The organism is Empedobacter sp. UBA6305 (assembly GCF_002440405.1).
GTDB lineage: Bacteria > Bacteroidota > Bacteroidia > Flavobacteriales > Weeksellaceae > Empedobacter > Empedobacter falsenii_B.
In genome coordinates, this window is record NZ_DJTP01000050.1 from 1 (window position 1) to 18482 (window position 18482).

General features: G+C 30.3%; 22 protein-coding genes. 12 read left to right on the top strand and 10 right to left on the bottom strand.

The window, feature by feature from the left end; genetic code table 11:
- Window positions 1–12: 12 nt before the first annotated feature.
- Both B3M86_RS12885 and B3M86_RS12890 read right to left on the bottom strand, forming a co-directional pair.
- Complete coding sequence (locus B3M86_RS12885; protein ID WP_291048603.1) at window positions 13–1473, bottom strand: discoidin domain-containing protein; 1461 nt, start codon at window positions 1471–1473, stop codon at window positions 13–15.
- 186 nt (window positions 1474–1659) lie between these two features.
- On the bottom strand, window positions 1660–1992 hold the full coding sequence (locus tag B3M86_RS12890; protein ID WP_160279610.1) for a DUF3060 domain-containing protein: 333 nt from the start codon (window positions 1990–1992) through the stop codon (window positions 1660–1662).
- Window positions 1993–2084: 92 nt separating this feature from the next.
- Here B3M86_RS12890 and prmC point away from each other — a divergent pair, with 92 nt between their 5' ends.
- The 3 genes from prmC (at window position 2085) to B3M86_RS12905 (ending at window position 4181) form a co-directional block, all read left to right on the top strand.
- Complete coding sequence (gene prmC / locus B3M86_RS12895) at window positions 2085–2909, top strand: peptide chain release factor N(5)-glutamine methyltransferase (RefSeq protein WP_125350425.1); 825 nt, start codon at window positions 2085–2087, stop codon at window positions 2907–2909.
- Window positions 2910–3032: 123 nt separating this feature from the next.
- Window positions 3033–3560, top strand: coding sequence for a hypothetical protein (locus tag B3M86_RS12900; protein WP_286494928.1), 528 nt, complete (start codon window positions 3033–3035; stop codon window positions 3558–3560).
- A 54-nt stretch (window positions 3561–3614) separates the two neighbouring features.
- Entirely contained in the window at window positions 3615–4181 is a 567-nt protein-coding gene (locus B3M86_RS12905; protein WP_291076071.1) for a GNAT family N-acetyltransferase, read from the top strand.
- A gap of 34 nt (window positions 4182–4215) precedes the next feature.
- Here B3M86_RS12905 and B3M86_RS12910 read toward each other — a convergent pair whose 3' ends face one another.
- The gene (locus tag B3M86_RS12910; RefSeq protein WP_291076069.1) at window positions 4216–5028 is read right to left on the bottom strand and encodes a WG repeat-containing protein; all 813 of its coding nucleotides are present in this window, start codon (window positions 5026–5028) and stop codon (window positions 4216–4218) included.
- 314 nt (window positions 5029–5342) lie between these two features.
- On the opposite strand from B3M86_RS12910, the gene B3M86_RS12915 reads away from it, so the two are divergent.
- Window positions 5343–6161, top strand: a complete 819-nt coding sequence (locus B3M86_RS12915) for a hypothetical protein (protein WP_291076067.1) — start codon at window positions 5343–5345, stop codon at window positions 6159–6161.
- 33 nt (window positions 6162–6194) lie between these two features.
- On the opposite strand, the gene B3M86_RS12920 is transcribed toward B3M86_RS12915, so the two are convergent.
- Entirely contained in the window at window positions 6195–6542 is a 348-nt protein-coding gene (locus B3M86_RS12920; protein WP_219033995.1) for a hypothetical protein, read from the bottom strand.
- Window positions 6543–6632: 90 nt separating this feature from the next.
- On the opposite strand from B3M86_RS12920, the gene lpdA reads away from it, so the two are divergent.
- The 3 genes from lpdA to B3M86_RS12935 all read left to right on the top strand — a co-directional run bounded on the left by lpdA (window position 6633) and on the right by B3M86_RS12935 (window position 9008).
- A complete protein-coding gene (lpdA, locus tag B3M86_RS12925; protein WP_286494926.1) occupies window positions 6633–8024 on the top strand; it encodes a dihydrolipoyl dehydrogenase in 1392 nt (463 codons plus the stop codon).
- Window positions 8025–8162: 138 nt separating this feature from the next.
- A complete protein-coding gene (locus B3M86_RS12930; RefSeq protein WP_280038151.1) occupies window positions 8163–8312 on the top strand; it encodes a hypothetical protein in 150 nt (49 codons plus the stop codon).
- A gap of 150 nt (window positions 8313–8462) precedes the next feature.
- Window positions 8463–9008: a T9SS type A sorting domain-containing protein gene (locus B3M86_RS12935; RefSeq protein ID WP_286494925.1), complete on the top strand. Its 546-nt coding sequence runs from the start codon at window positions 8463–8465 to the stop codon at window positions 9006–9008.
- Window positions 9009–9066: 58 nt separating this feature from the next.
- Here B3M86_RS12935 and B3M86_RS12940 read toward each other — a convergent pair whose 3' ends face one another.
- Complete coding sequence (locus B3M86_RS12940; protein ID WP_180906652.1) at window positions 9067–9279, bottom strand: hypothetical protein; 213 nt, start codon at window positions 9277–9279, stop codon at window positions 9067–9069.
- Window positions 9280–9371: 92 nt separating this feature from the next.
- On the opposite strand from B3M86_RS12940, the gene B3M86_RS12945 reads away from it, so the two are divergent.
- Both B3M86_RS12945 and B3M86_RS12950 read left to right on the top strand, forming a co-directional pair.
- Window positions 9372–10196 (top strand): UDP-2,3-diacylglucosamine diphosphatase, encoded by an 825-nt coding sequence (locus B3M86_RS12945; RefSeq protein WP_038335849.1) that lies wholly within the window; start codon window positions 9372–9374, stop codon window positions 10194–10196.
- Window positions 10197–11171, top strand: a complete 975-nt coding sequence (locus B3M86_RS12950) for a glycosyltransferase family protein (RefSeq protein ID WP_286494924.1) — start codon at window positions 10197–10199, stop codon at window positions 11169–11171. It abuts the gene before it with no gap.
- Here B3M86_RS12950 and B3M86_RS12955 read toward each other — a convergent pair.
- From B3M86_RS12955 to B3M86_RS12975, 5 genes are read right to left on the bottom strand one after another with little or no spacing between them, the layout of a single operon-like run.
- On the bottom strand, window positions 11168–12709 hold the full coding sequence (locus B3M86_RS12955) for a TrkH family potassium uptake protein (protein ID WP_180906655.1): 1542 nt from the start codon (window positions 12707–12709) through the stop codon (window positions 11168–11170). The two genes, B3M86_RS12950 and B3M86_RS12955, sit on opposite strands and share 4 nt — an antisense overlap.
- Window positions 12709–14076 (bottom strand): Trk system potassium transporter TrkA, encoded by a 1368-nt coding sequence (trkA, locus tag B3M86_RS12960; RefSeq protein ID WP_180906656.1) that lies wholly within the window; start codon window positions 14074–14076, stop codon window positions 12709–12711. The genes B3M86_RS12955 and trkA overlap by 1 nt, the downstream gene beginning before the upstream one ends.
- A gap of 20 nt (window positions 14077–14096) precedes the next feature.
- A complete protein-coding gene (gene prfB / locus B3M86_RS12965; protein WP_286494922.1) occupies window positions 14097–15197 on the bottom strand; it encodes a peptide chain release factor 2 in 1101 nt (366 codons plus the stop codon).
- 42 nt (window positions 15198–15239) lie between these two features.
- Window positions 15240–15638, bottom strand: a complete 399-nt coding sequence (locus B3M86_RS12970; RefSeq protein WP_038335837.1) for a hypothetical protein — start codon at window positions 15636–15638, stop codon at window positions 15240–15242.
- A 33-nt stretch (window positions 15639–15671) separates the two neighbouring features.
- Window positions 15672–16079 carry a DUF6146 family protein gene (locus B3M86_RS12975; protein ID WP_291076065.1) on the bottom strand — a complete coding sequence of 136 codons (408 nt, stop codon included), beginning with the start codon at window positions 16077–16079 and terminating at the stop codon, window positions 15672–15674.
- 321 nt (window positions 16080–16400) lie between these two features.
- On the opposite strand from B3M86_RS12975, the gene B3M86_RS12980 reads away from it, so the two are divergent.
- The 3 genes from B3M86_RS12980 (at window position 16401) to B3M86_RS12990 (ending at window position 18427) form a co-directional block, all read left to right on the top strand.
- Window positions 16401–17459, top strand: coding sequence for a 3-oxoacyl-ACP synthase III family protein (locus tag B3M86_RS12980; protein WP_286494921.1), 1059 nt, complete (start codon window positions 16401–16403; stop codon window positions 17457–17459).
- Between the two features lie 331 nt (window positions 17460–17790).
- Complete coding sequence (locus B3M86_RS12985; protein WP_038335861.1) at window positions 17791–18216, top strand: cold shock domain-containing protein; 426 nt, start codon at window positions 17791–17793, stop codon at window positions 18214–18216.
- 19 nt (window positions 18217–18235) lie between these two features.
- The gene (locus tag B3M86_RS12990; protein WP_135837000.1) at window positions 18236–18427 is read left to right on the top strand and encodes a cold-shock protein; all 192 of its coding nucleotides are present in this window, start codon (window positions 18236–18238) and stop codon (window positions 18425–18427) included.
- The last annotated feature ends 55 nt before the right edge of the window (window positions 18428–18482 follow it).

Here is an 18482-nt window from a genome sequence, read left to right on the forward strand (position 1 = left end):
TTTTAGGGAAGATTACACATTTAATTTTATATTTGGTAGATTATTAGAATCAGAATAATAAGAAATATATCCTAATCCATTATTTTTCATTTCAATAGCATTTATTCCATTTGATAAAGGGTAGGAGATATCAGTTACATTTGCTTCGTTAGCAGAATCTCTAACACGTAAATATACACTTTCACCAGAAGGAATACCACTTACAAACATAACGCTAGTTGTTTTTTCCGAAAAAACTATTCCTGTTGGATTTTCGTAAGCATTGTAATTTCCAATTTTGTATTCTTTATTGATAGAAGCTATTGTTTTATATGCTTTATGTTCGTTAACACGATCTATTTTTTTGTATTTATTATCTAATAAACATTGTGCTAAAGATTTAACAAAAGGAGATGTAGTAATTCCATCAATTGTTTGTTGATTTACGCCTGAATTTAATTCTGAGAATAAATCATCTTTAAAAATTGTTGAATACTTTTTCTGATCAAACTTGTTTGAATTTTTTTGATAAAATTCCATCTTGGCAACACTTGCAAAATTTCCTTTGCCATCTAAAATTTCTAATTTGATAGAAGAAGGTTTTATTTGTGATGGAAAAGATATATTTCTTACATCATTTGTTTGCGTAAAATCTTGTGTAGAAATTTCAATATAAGTAGGGTCAGCTATAGTATTGTAACTAACTTTTACTTTTCCTAATAAACCATTTACTCCACCATCATTTCTTGGATAATAGATCATATAATCTAATGGTGTGTTTCCATCAAAAGCATAAATTAATGAAATAGGGAAAATTTTTTCAGTAGAATTGTAGTTAGAATGATAAAGCGTATTGTAATCTCCATCAAATGATTGCTCTATGTTTTCCCCTGTTTGAAAACTTGATGCTGACGAACCTGTAACTAATGGAGAAACTTTCATATCCTTATAGTTTGAGAACTCATTTGTTTGTATTACACACTCCGAAGCTATTGGAGTAATTTGATCAGACGAGTAAAACTCAACTTCCGCAGCACTCGAGAAATTTCCTAGAGCAGCATTCACTTTTATTCTAATGACTGCTGGATTGATAATTTCTTTATCAAAATCAAATTTTTTAGATGTAGAATCTCCAGCCCATGTTATAGCACTCGTAGTCGCTGTTTTGAAATTTGTTGGATCACCTTTAGTTGAATATAAAATTTCAACATTTGTCCAAATTCCATTAGTACCTGTTTGCCTTGGAAAATAGGCAAGGGATTTTATAGATTTAACTTGACTGTTGAAACTAAAATCTAATTGATCTGGGATTCCATTTTGATTCCATTTAGAATGGTACATTGTCGTTAATATACCATCTGCGCTAAAAGTAGCTTCATTACCACTTTGTGCCTCTTGTTTAGAAGTAACACTAGAAACGGGCATTTTGTATTCCTGCGCAAAAGAATCTATACCAAGTAAAATCATACTTAGTAGGAAGTAATTTTTTTTCATAAATAATTTGTGTTAATTGATATTTTGTTGTTTAGACAAGTTAATTAATACATTTTATTTATAATCAGCTAGGAACCAATTTGAAAAAAAAATAAGGAAATGTTAAGAAATAAAGAATCCCTTTCTTTAATAATACAATTAAGAAAGAGATTCTAACTATTAAAGACATAATAAATGAAAAGATTTTTACTGCTTTTTGATAATTGTATTATTATTTCCCTCAATTATTTGAGGTAATTTACCATTTTTAGATAATGCTTTACGATAATATAATGTATTTCCTTCGCCAGCTAATTCAGCAGAAGTTAATCCATTAACAGATATTGTATTATTTGTTCCCATGATTTCAACTTTGGTACAATCTCCTTTCAAATTGATCACATGTCCACTTCCGCCAACTTCTACTTTTTGTCCCTTACAATCTAACGTTAGTTTTTTATTATTTCCATCAATTTCTATCTGCGCAAAAGAAAGGTGACTAATAAATAACATCGTAACAGCACATAATAATTTATTCATTTTCATTGTGATTTCTTTTTTGGTTACTTTTTAGAAATCAAGAATCGTGCACTTTCAATTAATAAAATCTAACTTTACAAAAATTTAACAAAATGACTTTAGTTGAGCTAAAACAATTGTTTTTAGATAAATTGCAATTACTATATGATAAAGAAGAAGCTTCTCATATTTTCATGATTTATGTAGAAGATAAGTTGAATCTTGATTTATCTAGCCGAGATGAAATTGAATTAACGACTGAAATTTTATCAGATTTAGAACAATTAAAAAAAGGTCAACCTATACAACATATTACTGGAAAAGCTTTTTTCTATAACGATTTCTTTTTTGTGAATGAACATACATTAATTCCTCGTCCAGAAACGGAAGAATTGGTTGAATTAATTAGAAATGATTATGCTCAAAATCAAGATATTTCTATGATTGATTTAGGAACAGGAACAGGATGTATTCCTATTTCGTTGGCAAAATTATTTCCAAATGCAAATGTTTCAGCATTAGATATTTCTGAAAATGCATTGAAAATAGCACAATCAAATGCTGAAAATTTAAAAGTTAATATAAATTTTTATCACAATAATTTACTGGAAGACATTCAATTAAACCATAAATTTGATGTAATTATTTCAAATCCACCTTATATCCGAAATCTTGAAAAAAAAGAAATGCATCAAAATGTTTTGAATTTTGAACCTCATTTGGCGCTTTTTGTTGAAAATGATGATGCTTTAATTTTTTATGAACGAGTAATAGATTTTGCTAAAAATCATTTGAAAGAGAATGGTAAAATTTATTGTGAAATCAATCAATATTTAGGAAAAGAGACAAAACAATTATTTCAAAAATTTTATCAAAATGTAATCATTCATAAAGATATTTCTGGAAATGATCGTATGCTAAGTGCTTCTAATCAATAATTATCTATAAGAATCTTGTTTTATTTTCTGAAAAGATTTAATTTTAATTCAATAATCGTTCGCAATTTGGTATTAAAATTGTTAGAACTGATTCTATTATTAAAACAATAAAAAAAAACAACTATGAAAAAATTATTTGTATTAGTGGCAGTTGCTTCATTATCATTTGCTACTTCTTGTAAACAAGAAACTTCAAAAACAACTGAAACTAATGTAACTGTAGATTCATTAGCGAATGATTCTACGACTGTTATCAAAGAAACGACAACTACAACAACTACATTATCAGAAACTGATGCAAAAGCGAAAGTAGACGAAGCAAAAAAAGCTTTAGATGAAGCAAAAGCGAAAGGTGATAAAGCTGCAACAGAAGCTGCACAAAAAGCTTATGACGATGCTAATAAAGCGTGGATTGATGCAAAAGCTGCTGTAAATAATGCTGCGCAAGATGTAAAAGATGGAGTGAATAATACTGTAGATAAAGTAGATGCAAAAGCTAATCAAGCAAAAGAAGATATTAAAACTGTTGCAAAAGATGCAAAAGCTGATATCAATGCAGCTGCAAAAGATGTGAAAGCAGAAGCGAAAGAAGCTGGAGAAAAAGCAAAAGAAGGATATAACAATACGTTAGATAAATTAAAAGCGAAATAATTTCAAAATAATTATTGCTAACTTAGCCTTGAGAAATCTCAAGGCTATTTTTTTATGTTAAATTTTAGAGAAGCAACAAAGACGGATGCGTTATCTATTGCAAAATTGATGATGTTAGCAATGAATAAAATCGTTTATGATTTTATCGGAAAAACAGATTATGAAGAAGGAGTTAACTTCTTGAAAAAATTAATTGAACAAGAAGAAAATCAATATAGTTATCAAAATACAGTTGTTGTAGAATATGATAAGCAATTTGCTGGAACAACAACTTTTTATGATGGAGGAAAATTAGAAGAACTTCGAAAACCTGTTTTAGAATTATTGAAAAATGATTATAACCAAATTATTCATCCACAAGATGAAACACAAGCAGGTGAAATATATATTGACACAATTGCAGTTTCTGAAGATTTTAGAGGAAAAGGAATAGGTTCTAAAATATTGGATTATTTGATTGATGAAATAGGAAATAAGCAAGGCAAAACATTAGGTTTATTGGTCGATTTTACAAACCCAAATGCAAAGAAATTGTACGAAAGAAAAGGTTTTGAAGTGGTTGGGGAAAAAATGTTGATGAGCGAAAATCATGAATATATGCAGTATAAACCAAAACAATAGATAATAAAAAAGAGCTTTCAGAAAAGCTCTTTTTTTATTTCATCACTCCTAATTGAGTTAAGATTTTTTCTTCGTAAGGATCGATTGTAAATTGTTCAAATTTCACAAAATTTTTTCCATCTTTTAAGTAACCTAATTGATAATTTTGACGAATAATAGCTTGATTTTCGAAACTTTCTAAAATTGGTAATTCAGAAATTGGACCTAAAATTTGTTCGTTTTTTGTTGAAATTAAACCAAAATGCATCAAATAATTCTCTTTTGATAAGAAATATGGAAAATAAGCTAATATATCTGGACGCTCAATTTTTAGTGAAGTAGCTTCTCCAAAAGTGGCAAAATTTTGATCAACTGGCGTTAAATATTCGTATTGATAATCTATAATTAACTGATTATTTTTATCAATCATTCCCCATTTTCTATCTTTTTCAACTCCAGCTAAACCAGCTCTAAAATCTGTACAACCATCATATTCGAACGGAATCACAACTTGATTTAATAAATCAATAAACCCCCATTTTCCATCTTTTTTTACAGCACAAATATTTTCAATAAAATCACTTGTTAAATCATATTCGAACGGAATCAAAATCTGGTTAGATTTTGTGATAATTCCCCACTTATTCTCCTTTTGCGCGCTATAGGCATTAACAGTTGTGAGCACAAGTTTTTGATATTGAAACGGAATAATTACATTTCCTTCTTTATCTATTAAACCAAATTGATTATCAATAGATATTGGTGCCAAATTATTGCGATCGAAAACAGTTAAATCTTCAAATGTTGTTGTTTCTTTGTGAACAAAATTGTCAAACTGGTCTGTATCTTTTGGTGATATTTTAGTCATAATTCTATAATTCGACGTAAAATTAATTAATCAAAAATTAATAGTTTGTATATAAATTTTAAAATATCCAATTTTAAACACTTTTTGTAAATTAAATTCTTTATTTTGTAGGAAAGGTTAAATATGACCTATGAATGTTTATATTAAATTATTTTTACTGAACTATTTTAAAGAGTAGTTTTCTTAAAGCTCAACAAGATGGTATAAACATTATTAATTTACCGACTACGATAAATAAAGACTATTCTTTTGAAGGAGTATGGAAAATTTCGAATGATGGAAATACATCTAACTATAAAATATCTGGAGGAAAATTGACAAATTATTTAAACAAAACAAGTCAGACTTTATTTCTTGATTTATATTTTGCTCCATCAAAAACATCTGTAGATTTATATAATTTACCGAATAAAATCAATACAAACGCACAATTAGGGCAGTTAGAAGGAAATGGAACAAGCTTCAATAACGTTACTATTACTTTTAAAGCTTCAGATCTTGAAACATTAGCACAAGGAGATTATACACCAGTTTTGTTATTGAAAGAAAAAGAATCAGGTTCTATTTTGAATTATAAAGTTTTGAGTAGTAAAATTTCTTTAGAATCTAATAATATTTTAATTGATAAAGTTGTAAAGAATGTAGAATTACCTCAGGTTACAGATGCTAATACTTTAGCTTCTACAAAGAATATAGACGCTACTTTATCTGATATATATACACCTGTAGAAAGTTCTTTGAACATAGCGAATGTAAATAAAAAACTAAAATTAGTTGGAGGTTGGAAATTAGAAATTGATTTCAATTCGTTGATGGTTACAATTGGTGGAGTTGATAATTCTATACAGAATTTAGATTATAAACCTACAAATGACTTAAAATTAATGGTATATTTTTCAAATCAAAATATAACAGGAATTAAAGAAATAGATGGATTTGAACTTCTAAATCTAGATGTTTCACCAATTTCTGCTTTTACTAAAATTGAAAAGCTAAATTTTACTACAAATATCACAAAATTGGTTCCCGCAGGTGAATATTATCCTATTTTAGTATTAACTGAAAAAAATGAGGAAGGAAAATATGTGATGAAATCAACGTTAAGTTTAGGTGAGAAATATATTTGGCAGTAAAATCTAAATAATATAAAAATAAAAAAGCAACGATTATTTCGTTGCTTTTTTTGTTAAATACTGTTCAAATTTCAATCCTTTTATGTTATAAGGATCAAATCCTTTGTATAAATCTTCTAATAATTGCATTACTTGAAAATAAGTAAATAATACTGAATATGAAGCTTGTTCTTGGTAAACAGGGATTTCTACTAAAAATAAAAATCGATCATATTTCGAAATCTGAACAGTATTCCCATCTTGATTCATCAAACCAATATAACTTCCGTCATAATCAGGTAGGTTATGAAAAATCTCAATAGCTTGTGATAAACTACCTTCTAAAGGTAATTCAGTTTCGACCTGTAAGTCGTCAGCGTAATTTTCAAAGAATATTTTCACAGTGCAAAAGTAAGAAATTTTAATCTATTTTAAGGAATTCCTTTTTTTTCGGGTTATAATTATTAAATTAGCATTCAAATTATGGAAAAAATGAGTTACGACATTATAGTTATTGGAAGTGGTCCTGGAGGATACGTTGCAGCAATTAGAGCAGCACAATTAGGTAAAAAAGTAGCAATCGTAGAAAAAGCTGAATTAGGTGGAATCTGCCTTAACTGGGGATGTATTCCTACAAAAGCTTTATTAAAATCTGCTCAAGTATTCAAATACTTAAATCATGCAGAAGATTTTGGAATTAACTTACCTTCAGATATTTCATTCGAATTTGGAAATGTTGTTTCTCGTAGTAGAGGAGTGGCGGATCGTATGAGTAAAGGTGTTCAATTCTTAATGAAGAAGAACAAAATTGAAGTAATTCAAGGTGAAGCAAAAGTTTTACCAGGAAAAAAAGTAAAAGTTACTGCAGCAGATGGTTCTGTTAGTGAATTATCTTCAGAAAATATAATTATTGCAACTGGTGCACGCTCTCGTGAATTACCTGCATTACCACAAGATGGTAAAAAAGTAATTGGTTACCGTGGTGCATTAGCAATGGAAAAGCAACCAAAATCAATGATTGTTGTAGGTTCTGGAGCGATTGGAGTTGAGTTTGCTCACTTCTACAATACATTAGGAACAAAAGTGACAATTGTAGAGTTTTTACCACGCATTGTAAATGTTGAAGATGAAGATATTTCGAAACAATTACAATTATCTCTTAAAAAATCTGGAATCAATATCTTAACAAATGCAGAAGTTACAGGAGTTGATACAACTGGAGATTTAGTAAAAGCAACAATTAAAACTGCAAAAGGAGAAGAAATTCTTGAAGCAGAAGTTGTTTTATCAGCAGCAGGAGTTGTTCCAAATACAGAAAATATTGGTCTTGAAGAAGTTGGTATTGCAACTGAAAGAGGTAAAATAGTTATCAATGATTTTTGTGAAACATCTGTAAAAGGATATTATGCAATTGGTGATGTTGTAAAAGGAGCAGATTTAGCTCACTTAGCATCTGCACAAGGTATTTTATGTGTTGAGCATATTGCTGGTGAAAAAGTAGAACCAATCGACTACGGAAACATCCCAGGTTGTACTTATTGTTCTCCAGAAATTGCATCTGTAGGATTAACAGAAGCAAAAGCTAAAGAAGCTGGATACGAAGTAAAAGTAGGAAAATTCCCATTCTCTGCAAACGGTAAAGCTGTTGCAAACGGAGCTGCTGATGGTTTTGTAAAAGTAGTTTTTGATGCGAAATATGGTGAATGGTTAGGATGTCACATGATTGGTGATGGAGTTACTGAAATGATTGCAGAAGCAGTTGTAGCCCGTAAATTAGAAACTACTGCACATGAAATTATGAAATCTGTTCACGCGCACCCTACAATGGCAGAAGCTATTATGGAAGCGGTAGAAGATGCATATGGACATGCAATTCATATCTAAGAAATAAATTTAAAATTTATAGTTGAAGCAGCCTTTTGGCTGCTTTTTTATTTTACCAAATCGTTAATTTTTTGCGTTATGTATATTGAATTTGTTTTTTAACTATCTTTATAATAATAATTTAAAAACAGATATAATATGAAAAAATTTTATTCTTTAGTAGTAATTACTGCATTATCTTCTTTATCATTTGGACAAGTTGTGATTAGTCAAGTTTATGGTGGAGGAGGAAATTCGGGCGCAAAATATACGCATGATTTTATTGAGTTGTTTAATAGAGGCTCTTAAGCTGTTACATTAAAAGGTCATTCACTTCAATATGCTTCTGCTACAGGTAATGTTAGTGCAGCTAATACACAAGTATTAGCAGATATTACAATTCAGCCAGGTAAATATTATTTAATTCAACAAGCTAAAGGTAATAGTGGAACAGATGCATTGCCAACTCCAGACCAAATTCCTGCTACAGCTCTTGCATTAGGAGCCATGAACGGTAAAGTAGCACTTGTATCTAATGTTGATCCAATAACTGATGTAACAGATAAAGATATCGTTGATTTTGTAGGTTTTGGAACGTCTAATGAATATGAAGGATCTGGTCCTACTGCGGCTTTATCTAATACTGATTCTGCTCAAAGAAAGTTAAAAGGATGTCAAGATACAAATGATAATAAGAATGATTTTGACGTAGCTGCTGCTGCTCCTAGAAATGGACAAACGGCTGCAAATGTTTGTACAAATTTGAGTACAGATAATTTAACATTAACTAAAGCAGTTTCTAATACATTATGGACAAATACAGCTTCTTTCAATGTAAAAGATAAAACAATTGTAGAAGTTTACAATATTAACGGACAATTGGTAAAATCTTTCGAAGTTAAAGGTGTTCAAAATGTAGATGTTTCTTCATTAGTTAAAGGGACGTATGTAGTTAAAACTACTTCTAACGGAAAATCTTCTACTCAAAAAGTAGTAAAAAAATAAGAAAGAATATATTGTTAATCTAACAAAAAAGCGATTCAGTTTACTGAATCGCTTTTATTTATTCTTCTAATTTCTGAATCTTAAAACCTGCATCTGTCACAGCTTCTACAACTTCTTCTTCATCTTCGGTTGTTGTCACAGTCAGTACTTTTCGTTCATCAGAAGTATCAACTTTCCAATTGTCTTTACCTACAGCTTCGTCCAAAAAAGGTTTTACAGATTTGATACAGCTGTCACAATTTATATTTGTTTTGAATTTCAATTCGCTCATAACTTTACAATTTAGACTCAAATTTATAAAGATTTCATAAGATTAAAAAAACGTTTAAGTAATATTTGATTTCGAAATTTAAATAAAAATCAATGAAGCGTAATCTTGATGTTGTTGTTATTTCGGATGTGCATTTAGGAACTTTTGGTTGCAAAGCACAAGAGCTGTTAGCTTATCTACAGTCAATCAATCCAAAAAAAATTATTCTCAATGGTGATATTGTGGATATTTGGAATTTTAAGAAAAGTTATTTCCCAGAAACGCATCTTCAAATTATTAGTTATTTGTTAAATCTTTCAGAACAAGGAATTCCAATCGTTTATATAACAGGAAATCATGACGAATTGTTACGTAAATTTACCACAATGCGTTTTGGAAATATTCTTTTAACGGATAAATATATGTTGAAACAAAATGATAAAGTCGCTTGGATTTTTCATGGAGATGTGTTTGATGCATCGATTCAACATTCGAAATGGATTGCGAAATTAGGTGGTTGGGGTTATGATAAATTAATTCAGTTGAATTATTTTATCAATAAATGTTTAGAGTTTTTTGGAAGAGAACGTTATTCGTTATCTCAAAAGATTAAAAATTCAGTGAAAAAAGCGGTGAAGCATATCAATGATTTTGAACAAACTGCTGCCGAATTAGCGATCGAAAATGAATATGATTATGTAGTTTGTGGACATATTCATCAACCACAATTGCGAAAAGTAAAAACGGATAAAGGAATTTGTGTTTATATGAATTCGGGGGATTGGATTGAGAATTTATCTGCTTTAGAATGTGTAGACGGAAATTGGTCAGTGTTTTATTTTGAAGAACATAAACATACTTTGATGCAAAATTTAGAAGAAATCGAGTTCAATTATTCGTTAGATGAACTGATTGTTTCAATTCTCAATAAAAAATAAATGAAAATTTTATACGCTTTGCAAGGAACAGGAAATGGACATTTGGCTCGTGCGCAAAAAATGTTACCAATCCTTGAAGAATATGGAGATTTGAATGTTTTTGTGAGTGGTTCTAATTCACAATTACAACTCGAAAATTATCAATTTAAACATCACAATGGCTTGTCGTTGTTTTATAATCAGCTTGGGAAAGTTTCGTATAAACGAATTTTTAAGGAGAATAGTTTTAAATCTTTTTGGAATGAAGTGAATCATTTTCCAATTGAAAAATATGATTTAATTATTAATGATTTTGAGCCAATTACGGCACATGCAGCTCGAAAGAAAAAGATAAATATTGTTGGTTTGAGTCATCAAGCTTCATTTTTATTTGATGAAACACCAACAGTGAAAAATAAAACGGGCGAAACGATTTTAAAATATTACGCACCAACTTCTAAGTATTACGGTTTTCATTTCGAAGAATATAATGATGCTATTTTTTTACCAATCATTCGAGATAAAATTAGAGCATTGCGTCCAAAACGAAAAGATTACTATTTGGTGTATTTACCAAGTTTTCATCCAACAGAAATTATGGAGAAATTATCACTGATTAAAGATTCAAAATGGAAAGTTTTTTCACCTTTTGTGAAAGATGTTACGCGTCAATTTAATGTTCAAATTTATCCAATTGATGAACGTCTTTTTACTAGAACTTTAGAAAATTGTAAAGGAGTTTTGTGCGGTGCTGGTTTCGAATTGCCTGCCGAAAGTATTTATCTTAAAAAGAAGCTTTTTGTGATTCCGATTAAAGGTCAATACGAACAATTATGTAATTGCGAAGCTTTAAAAATGATTGGCGTTGATTATTCATATGATTTGAATGTAGCACAATTGCAACGTTGGGTGGATTCGAATAAAATTATTGAGAAAGATTTCCCAGATCAAACCGAAGAAATCATTCAGAAAGTAATTTTAGAAGCATCCCATTAATTATTTTTCCAGAAAGCAGGCGTAAATAAAATTAAGATTGTATAAAGCTCTAATCGTCCCAAAACCATTAAAAAACAACATAATAATTTTGCACTATCCGTTAAAGAATTCATTGAAGTACCCGGACCAAATTCGCCAATTCCCGGACCTACGTTTCCTAAAGTGGAAGCAGTTAATGTTAAAGAGGCCAAAATATCTTGGAAACTCATTGTTATACCATAATTCAAAAGCGCAAACAAAATAGAACTCACAATCCATGTAAACATAAACATGACAAAGAATGCCATGACGTGGAAAACAATAGATTGGTTAAGCGAACGATTGTTATAACGAACAGGAATAATTGCGTTTGGGTGTAAAATACGCTTAAATTCGATCCAACTATTTTTTAATAAAATGACGTGTCTAATAACTGTAATTCCTCCAGATGTAGAACCTGCCGAACCTCCGATGAAGAACAAAGAGAAGAAAATAAGTGTGGTTACGGTTAACCAACTTGTGTAATCTTCCATTGCCAAAGCTGTTGTAGATGCGATAGATACAACGTGGAATAATGAACTTCTGAATGAATGTTCGAAATTAAACCACGAATAGGTTTCGACGGAATAACTAGGGTAAATATTGAAAAATAATACAACAAAAACGATAAATGTAACGACAGCAAGTAAACCAACCCACCAACGGAATTCTTCATTTTTCCATACTTTTTTGAATTGTCCTTTAATCAATAAATAAATCAATGCGAAGTTTGTTCCGCCCAAAAACATCATCACGATTAATACATATTGAATAAAAATATTGTTATTCCAATACATCAAACCTTCATTCTTAGTAGAAAAACCTGCCGTTGCAATCACACTCATCGAATGATTTGCAGCATCAAATAAATTCATTCCACCAAAATAAAGCAACATCGCAAAAAAAGCAGTTAAGCCTAAATAAACTAACCAAAGGTTTTTTGCTGTTTCTGTAATTCGAGGGTGAATTTTATCCGTATAAATTCCAGGCGCTTCTGCCATAAAAAGCTGTCGACCACCAATTCCAAGAAACGGTAAAATCGCAATCGTCAAAACGATAATCCCCATACCACCAATCCAATTGGTTGTACTTCGCCAAAATAATATACTTTTTGGGAGACTTTCTACATCATCATAAATTGATGTCCCAGTCGCTGTATAACCAGAAACGGTTTCGTAAATAATGTTGACAAAACTAAAATTTTCATTGATGATATGATCGTTTGGTAGAAATATTAACGAGGTAACATAGGGTAAACACCCCGAAAGAATCAAGAAAAGCCATCCGACACAAACCACGATATAACCTTCGCGTTTGTTGATGTGTTTTCTTCTGTCACGCGTAAAATACATCATTGCAGCTCCCGACAATCCCACTAAACTCCCCGAAACTAAAAAAGGGTAGAGTAGATGATCATTAAAATAAATGCTGACACATGTTGCAATAAACATAAAGAGCGCATTTAATAGTAATAAAACACCCGAAAGATTCAGGATTACTTTGATGTTAAGTGATTTCATTATTTAAAATATTTGGTCACTTTTGGAATTAAATTCGCTTGACTAAAAACAACGACGTGATCTTTTGGTTCGATAATGAAATCTTTTGTTGGAATAAATCCATCATTTCTGCGAACAATTCCAGCAATAATAGCACCTTCTTTAAACGGAAAATCGCTTACTTTTTTGAATGCGATTTCAGAATTTTCGTGAATACGGAATTCTAAAACTTCAGCATCTAAATCAGAAATTCCTGTTACATCCATCACAGAACCTTGTCGAATATAACGGAAAATACTATCTGCGGTTAAGAGTTTTTTATTGATAAAAGCGTTAATTCCAACTTCTTGACTAAGATGTATATAGTCGATATTTTCGACCAAAGCAATTGTTTTTTTAACGCCTTTTGATTTTGCCAAAAGACATGACATAATATTCGTTTCCGAACTTCCTGTCACAGCGATAAAAGCATCCGAATCAGAAATACCTTCTTCCAATAACAATTCTCCATCTCGACCATCACCATTGATAATCAAAATGTTATTTAAATCGTCAGCTAAATCAAAAGCTTTGTTTCGATTGATTTCTAATAACTTAACATTGTGCTTGTTATCTTTTAAAAGTTTGGCAACTTTGACACCAATACTTCCTCCTCCTAAAACAATTACATTTTTGAAATATTCTTGTTTCTTTCCAAGGATTTTATAAACTTCTAAAATTCCAGCTTTTTTGACAATAAAATAAACGTGATCATCTATTCTAAATTCAGTTTCGGCTTCGGGAATAATGGTTTGATATTCGCCACGTTCGTTGCTACGAATTATTGCAATTGGCATCAAAAGATTGTCTTCGCCACCTTTCGTCGTCAAATACATGTCTTTGTACTGCTTGTCCAAAATTTTACAATCCGCATCCAAAACAGTTCCAACCATAAAAAGTTGACCATTTGCAAAGGGATGCATCGCATTGAAAGCAGATTGTTGAACAAGAGAATAAATCTCATCAGCCGCTAATTTCTCAGGACTAATTAATGCATCAATTCCCATTCCTTGAACCCAAAATTGATTTTCTTTGTAAAGAAATTCAGGATTCGAAATTCGAGCTAATGTGCGTTTTGCCCCTAAATCTTTCGCAATCGAAGCACTTGTAAGGTTTGTGTTTTGAAGATGAGTGACCGATATAAAAATATCTGTATCATCAATTCCAACTTCTCGCAAAGCCTTGAAAGAAGTGATATCACCACGATAAGCCATTACATCTAACGAGTTTTCGATCATCAACAACTTGTCCTTGTCCATGTCCATGATGACGATGTCGTTCATTTCATTAGAAAGTAATTTAGCCAAATGAAAACCAACTTCTCCAGCACCTCCGATTAATATTTTCATGAAAGAAATTTAGGATAAAACTATTTTGACGTTTCTTTTTGTCCCATTAACATTAGGAACGATTTCAAGAATTCGTCTATATCACCGTTCATTACAGCATCCACATTACCTGTTTCAGTTCCTGTTCTGACGTCTTTTACCAATTTGTATGGATGCATCACATAATTACGAATTTGAGAACCCCATTCGATTTTCATCTTATTTGCCTCGATCTCATTACGTGCAGCCATTTTTTTCTCTAACTCAATCTTATACAATTCAGATTTTAACATCTCCATTGCACGTTCGCGATTGGCTAACTGAGAACGTTCAACCTGACAAACAACTACAATCCCAGTTGGTTTGTGCGTTAACTGAACTTTAGTTTCTACCTTATTTACATTTTGCCCTCCAGCTCCTCCAGAACGAGACGTTTGTAATTCGATATCAGCAGGATTGATTTCAATCTCGATTGTATCATCCACAATTGGGGAAACATAAACCGAAACGAAACTTGTGTGACGCTTTGCATTACTATCAAAAGGCGAAATACGCACCAAACGATGCACACCATTTTCTCCTTTTAGATAACCAAAAGCAAATTCGCCATCAACTTCTAATGTTACCGTTTTTACACCTGTAACATCACCCGCTTGATAGTTTAATTCTTTTACTTTATATCCATGTTTTTCGGCCCACATCAAATACATACGCAACAACATAGAAGCCCAATCACAAGATTCTGTACCTCCAGCTCCCGCAGTAATTTGAAGAATTGCACCAAGATTATCTCCTTCTTCTGAAAGCATATTCTTGAATTCTATATCTTCTAAAAGCTTAGCAACAACAGTATATTGTTCCATAACTTCTTCGTCACTTACCTCGCCTTCGCGGTTAAATTCTACTAAAACTTCGACATCATTTACTGCATTTGCAATCGTTTGGTATTCATCAATCCATTTCTTTTTACCACGTAAAACTTTCATAAAAGCTTCGGCTTCTTTCGGGTTGTTCCAAAATTCAGGTGAAGCAGCGTGTTCTTCTTCATTTTGAACTTCGATTTCTTTTTGTTCGATTTCCAAATATTCGTGCAAATCTTGTGTACGTTTTTGGATGTCTTTTAGTAATTCGTTGTTAAACATAATTGCAAATGTATAAAAATAGGGGATTTTATGAACACGAGGTTAAGCATTAATCACTTTATCATCTTTTCCGTTCCAAGAAAGAATTTTATAAGTAAAACCGTCTTCCGTTTTAATTTCTTGGTCTTTCAGCATCAAAAAAGTATCGTCCCAATCACCATCATCATAACTAATTACCCAGAATAATTGGTTGAACAACAAACCTTCCAAAATATACAAAAGTTCCTCAACAGAATCTACTTCGTAAGTTGTAAAAGGAAAAGAAGATTTGATCCAAATCTTATCATCATCCGAAGTCTGAATATAAAGATCACCAAAAGTCGATTTGTATTCATTCTCGATATGGAATTCTAATAATTCGGTATCTTTTTTGTGAAGCCCTGTAAAATCTGGAATTGCTTCAATGATTTGATTGTATATTTTGATTGAAAAATCGTTCATCTTTCTAAAATTAGCTTGCAAAAATAAACGATATTATCTAATTCTGACACGATATTTATGTTCAATAAATCGAAAAAAGTTAAATAATTTGTATTCAAAATCATAACCATAGTCAACAGAAGGATCTAAATCTATACTTACTGCATACAAATCTGGATTATATGTCATTGGTAGCATATGTCGTTGATTCCAAATCATCACATATTGGCGATTTTTTTGTTCGTAATATTCTTTTGAATAATATTCTTTGGGTAATGCAGTTGTTTTTAAATAAATATCATATTGAGGATCAAATACAACAATATCATAATCGCCATCTTCATTCGGCTCGAATTTTAATGAATTCTCATCTTTATTCGGCACTGAATTTTGTGTGGATTGATTGGTTGTACAAGCAAAAAATAGGAGAGAAACGCTGAAGAATAAAAATAGCTTTTTCATAATTTTTTAATTTGATTAAATATATTGAAAAATAACGATATTAAGTGTTTATATCTACATTTACACTTATATTCTAATAATTTAGAATTACATGAATAGTAGTTCTGAAATATAAATGTTTATTTCATATTATTTATATATATATCTAAGAGACATTGAAAAATTATCATCATGAAATTTATTAATTTAATATTTTATAAGATATAATTTTGGTATAAATATAAAGTTTAAGTTAAAAATGTAACTTTATAGCAATAGTTCTTAAAGTTATCCCGAGATTGTATCCGATAGCAGATTCTAACTCTGTTATCTAAAATATATATGACAAATCACTTTATAGGAATAGGAAAATATATTCCAACTGAAAAAATATCAAATCATTTTTTTGAAGAACATCAATTTTTTAATGAACAAGGAGAAATTTTAGATCAAAATAATGCTACAATTTCGCATAAATTAAAACAAATAACAGGAATAGAAGAACGTCGATATGCCAGAAAAGATCAAGTAACATCAGACTTAGGCTATATGGCAGCTGCTTCAGCCATCACAAATGCAAATATCGACGCAGAAACTATTGATTATATTATATTCGCTCATAATTTTGGAGATGTAAAACACGATACGATTCAGTCTGATATGGTGCCAAGTCTTGCTGCAAGAGTAAAAAATTTATTGAAAATTCAAAATCCTTATTGTGTTGCTTACGATGTTATTTTTGGTTGTCCAGGTTGGGTAGAAGGTGTTATACAAGCCAATGCATTTATAAAAGCTGGATTAGCAAAAAGATGTTTGGTAATTGGTGCTGAAACTCTTTCGAGAGTAGTAGATGAACACGACCGAGATACAATGATATATGCAGATGGCGCTGGTGCAGCAATATTAGAAGCTTCTACAAACAATAAAGGAATACAAGCCCATTTATCTGCCTCTTATGCAAACGAAGAAAAAGATTATCTGTTTTTTGGAAAATCGTATAATTCAGAAAAATGTCCGAATACCAAATACATCAAAATGTATGGTAGAAAAATCTATGAGTTTGCTTTATCCAAAGTACCTTTAGCAATGAAAAAATGTGTTGATGATAGCTCATATAATATTGACGATATCAGTAAAATAGTGATTCATCAAGCCAACGAAAAAATGGACGAAGCAATCGTAAAACGCTTTTATAGTTTATATGATCAAGATGTGCCAAAAAATATTATGCCAATGAATATTCATAAACTTGGCAATAGTAGTGTGGCAACAATTCCAATTCTTTTGAAAATGATTATGGATAATGATTTAGAAAATCACCAGATAAATGAAGGCGATGTGGTATTATTTGCATCTGTTGGCGCAGGCATGAATATAAACACGTTTATTTACCAATTTTAACGATATCAATCATGATAAGTTCTAATCACAATTAGATTAGAACTTTTTATCATATAGAATTCTCTAGAAATTAATACCATTTAATTCATTAAAACTTATTACCTTTGCAACGTACTTAAGAAGATATTTTGTCTTAATAGTTTACAATTGTATTCTTTATTTTACTTTTTTTAATTCACTAATTGACCTAGTCAATATAATTTTAACTTCTGTTTTCTAAAACGTATACTTGTAAGTTTTACTACATTATAATATAAATGTTGTCGGATAATTAATTTATGTTTTCTTAGGTTTTATCAGTATTAAAAACAAAAAATCTATACAAACATTTATGGCAGATTCTACATCTAAAAAAGAAAATAGCAAAAAGAAAGCTTTAAAAAAATTAGAAAAATTAAACAAAAGAGAGAATAGAAAAGAGAATAACAACAAAGGAAAATCATTAGAAGATATGATTGTCTATGTTGATGTACTTGGTAATTTTACAGATGTACCACCTCATTTACAAGACAAAGAAGCCGATTTGCTGAATAATAAAAGATTTGAATCTGATAACAGAGATGTTTTTATAGAAGGTATGGTTGATATCTACAACGATTCAAAAGGTTTTGGTTTTATTAAAGTACCAGCTTCTAACGATAAAATCTTCTTCCACTTCAAAGAATCAAAAGAATTACTTAAAGTAGGAGATCAAGTACAGTTCAAAAAAGAAATGTCTGAAAAAGGATTCAGAGCAATTCAAATATCAAAAAAATAAATTAATTAAATATACAACTATGCAAGAAGGAACAGTAAAATTCTTCAACGAATCAAAAGGGTTTGGTTTTATCTCAAACGCAAACGGAGGTGAAGATGTTTTTGTACATGTTTCTGGATTAATTGACAAAGTAAATGAAAATGATCAAGTTACTTTTGATATTGAAAAAGGAAAAAAAGGTCTTATGGCTGTTAATGTAAAAAGAAAATAAAAAAAGAATCCTTATATAAGGATTCTTTTTTTTGAACTATATTTAATTTCTAAAA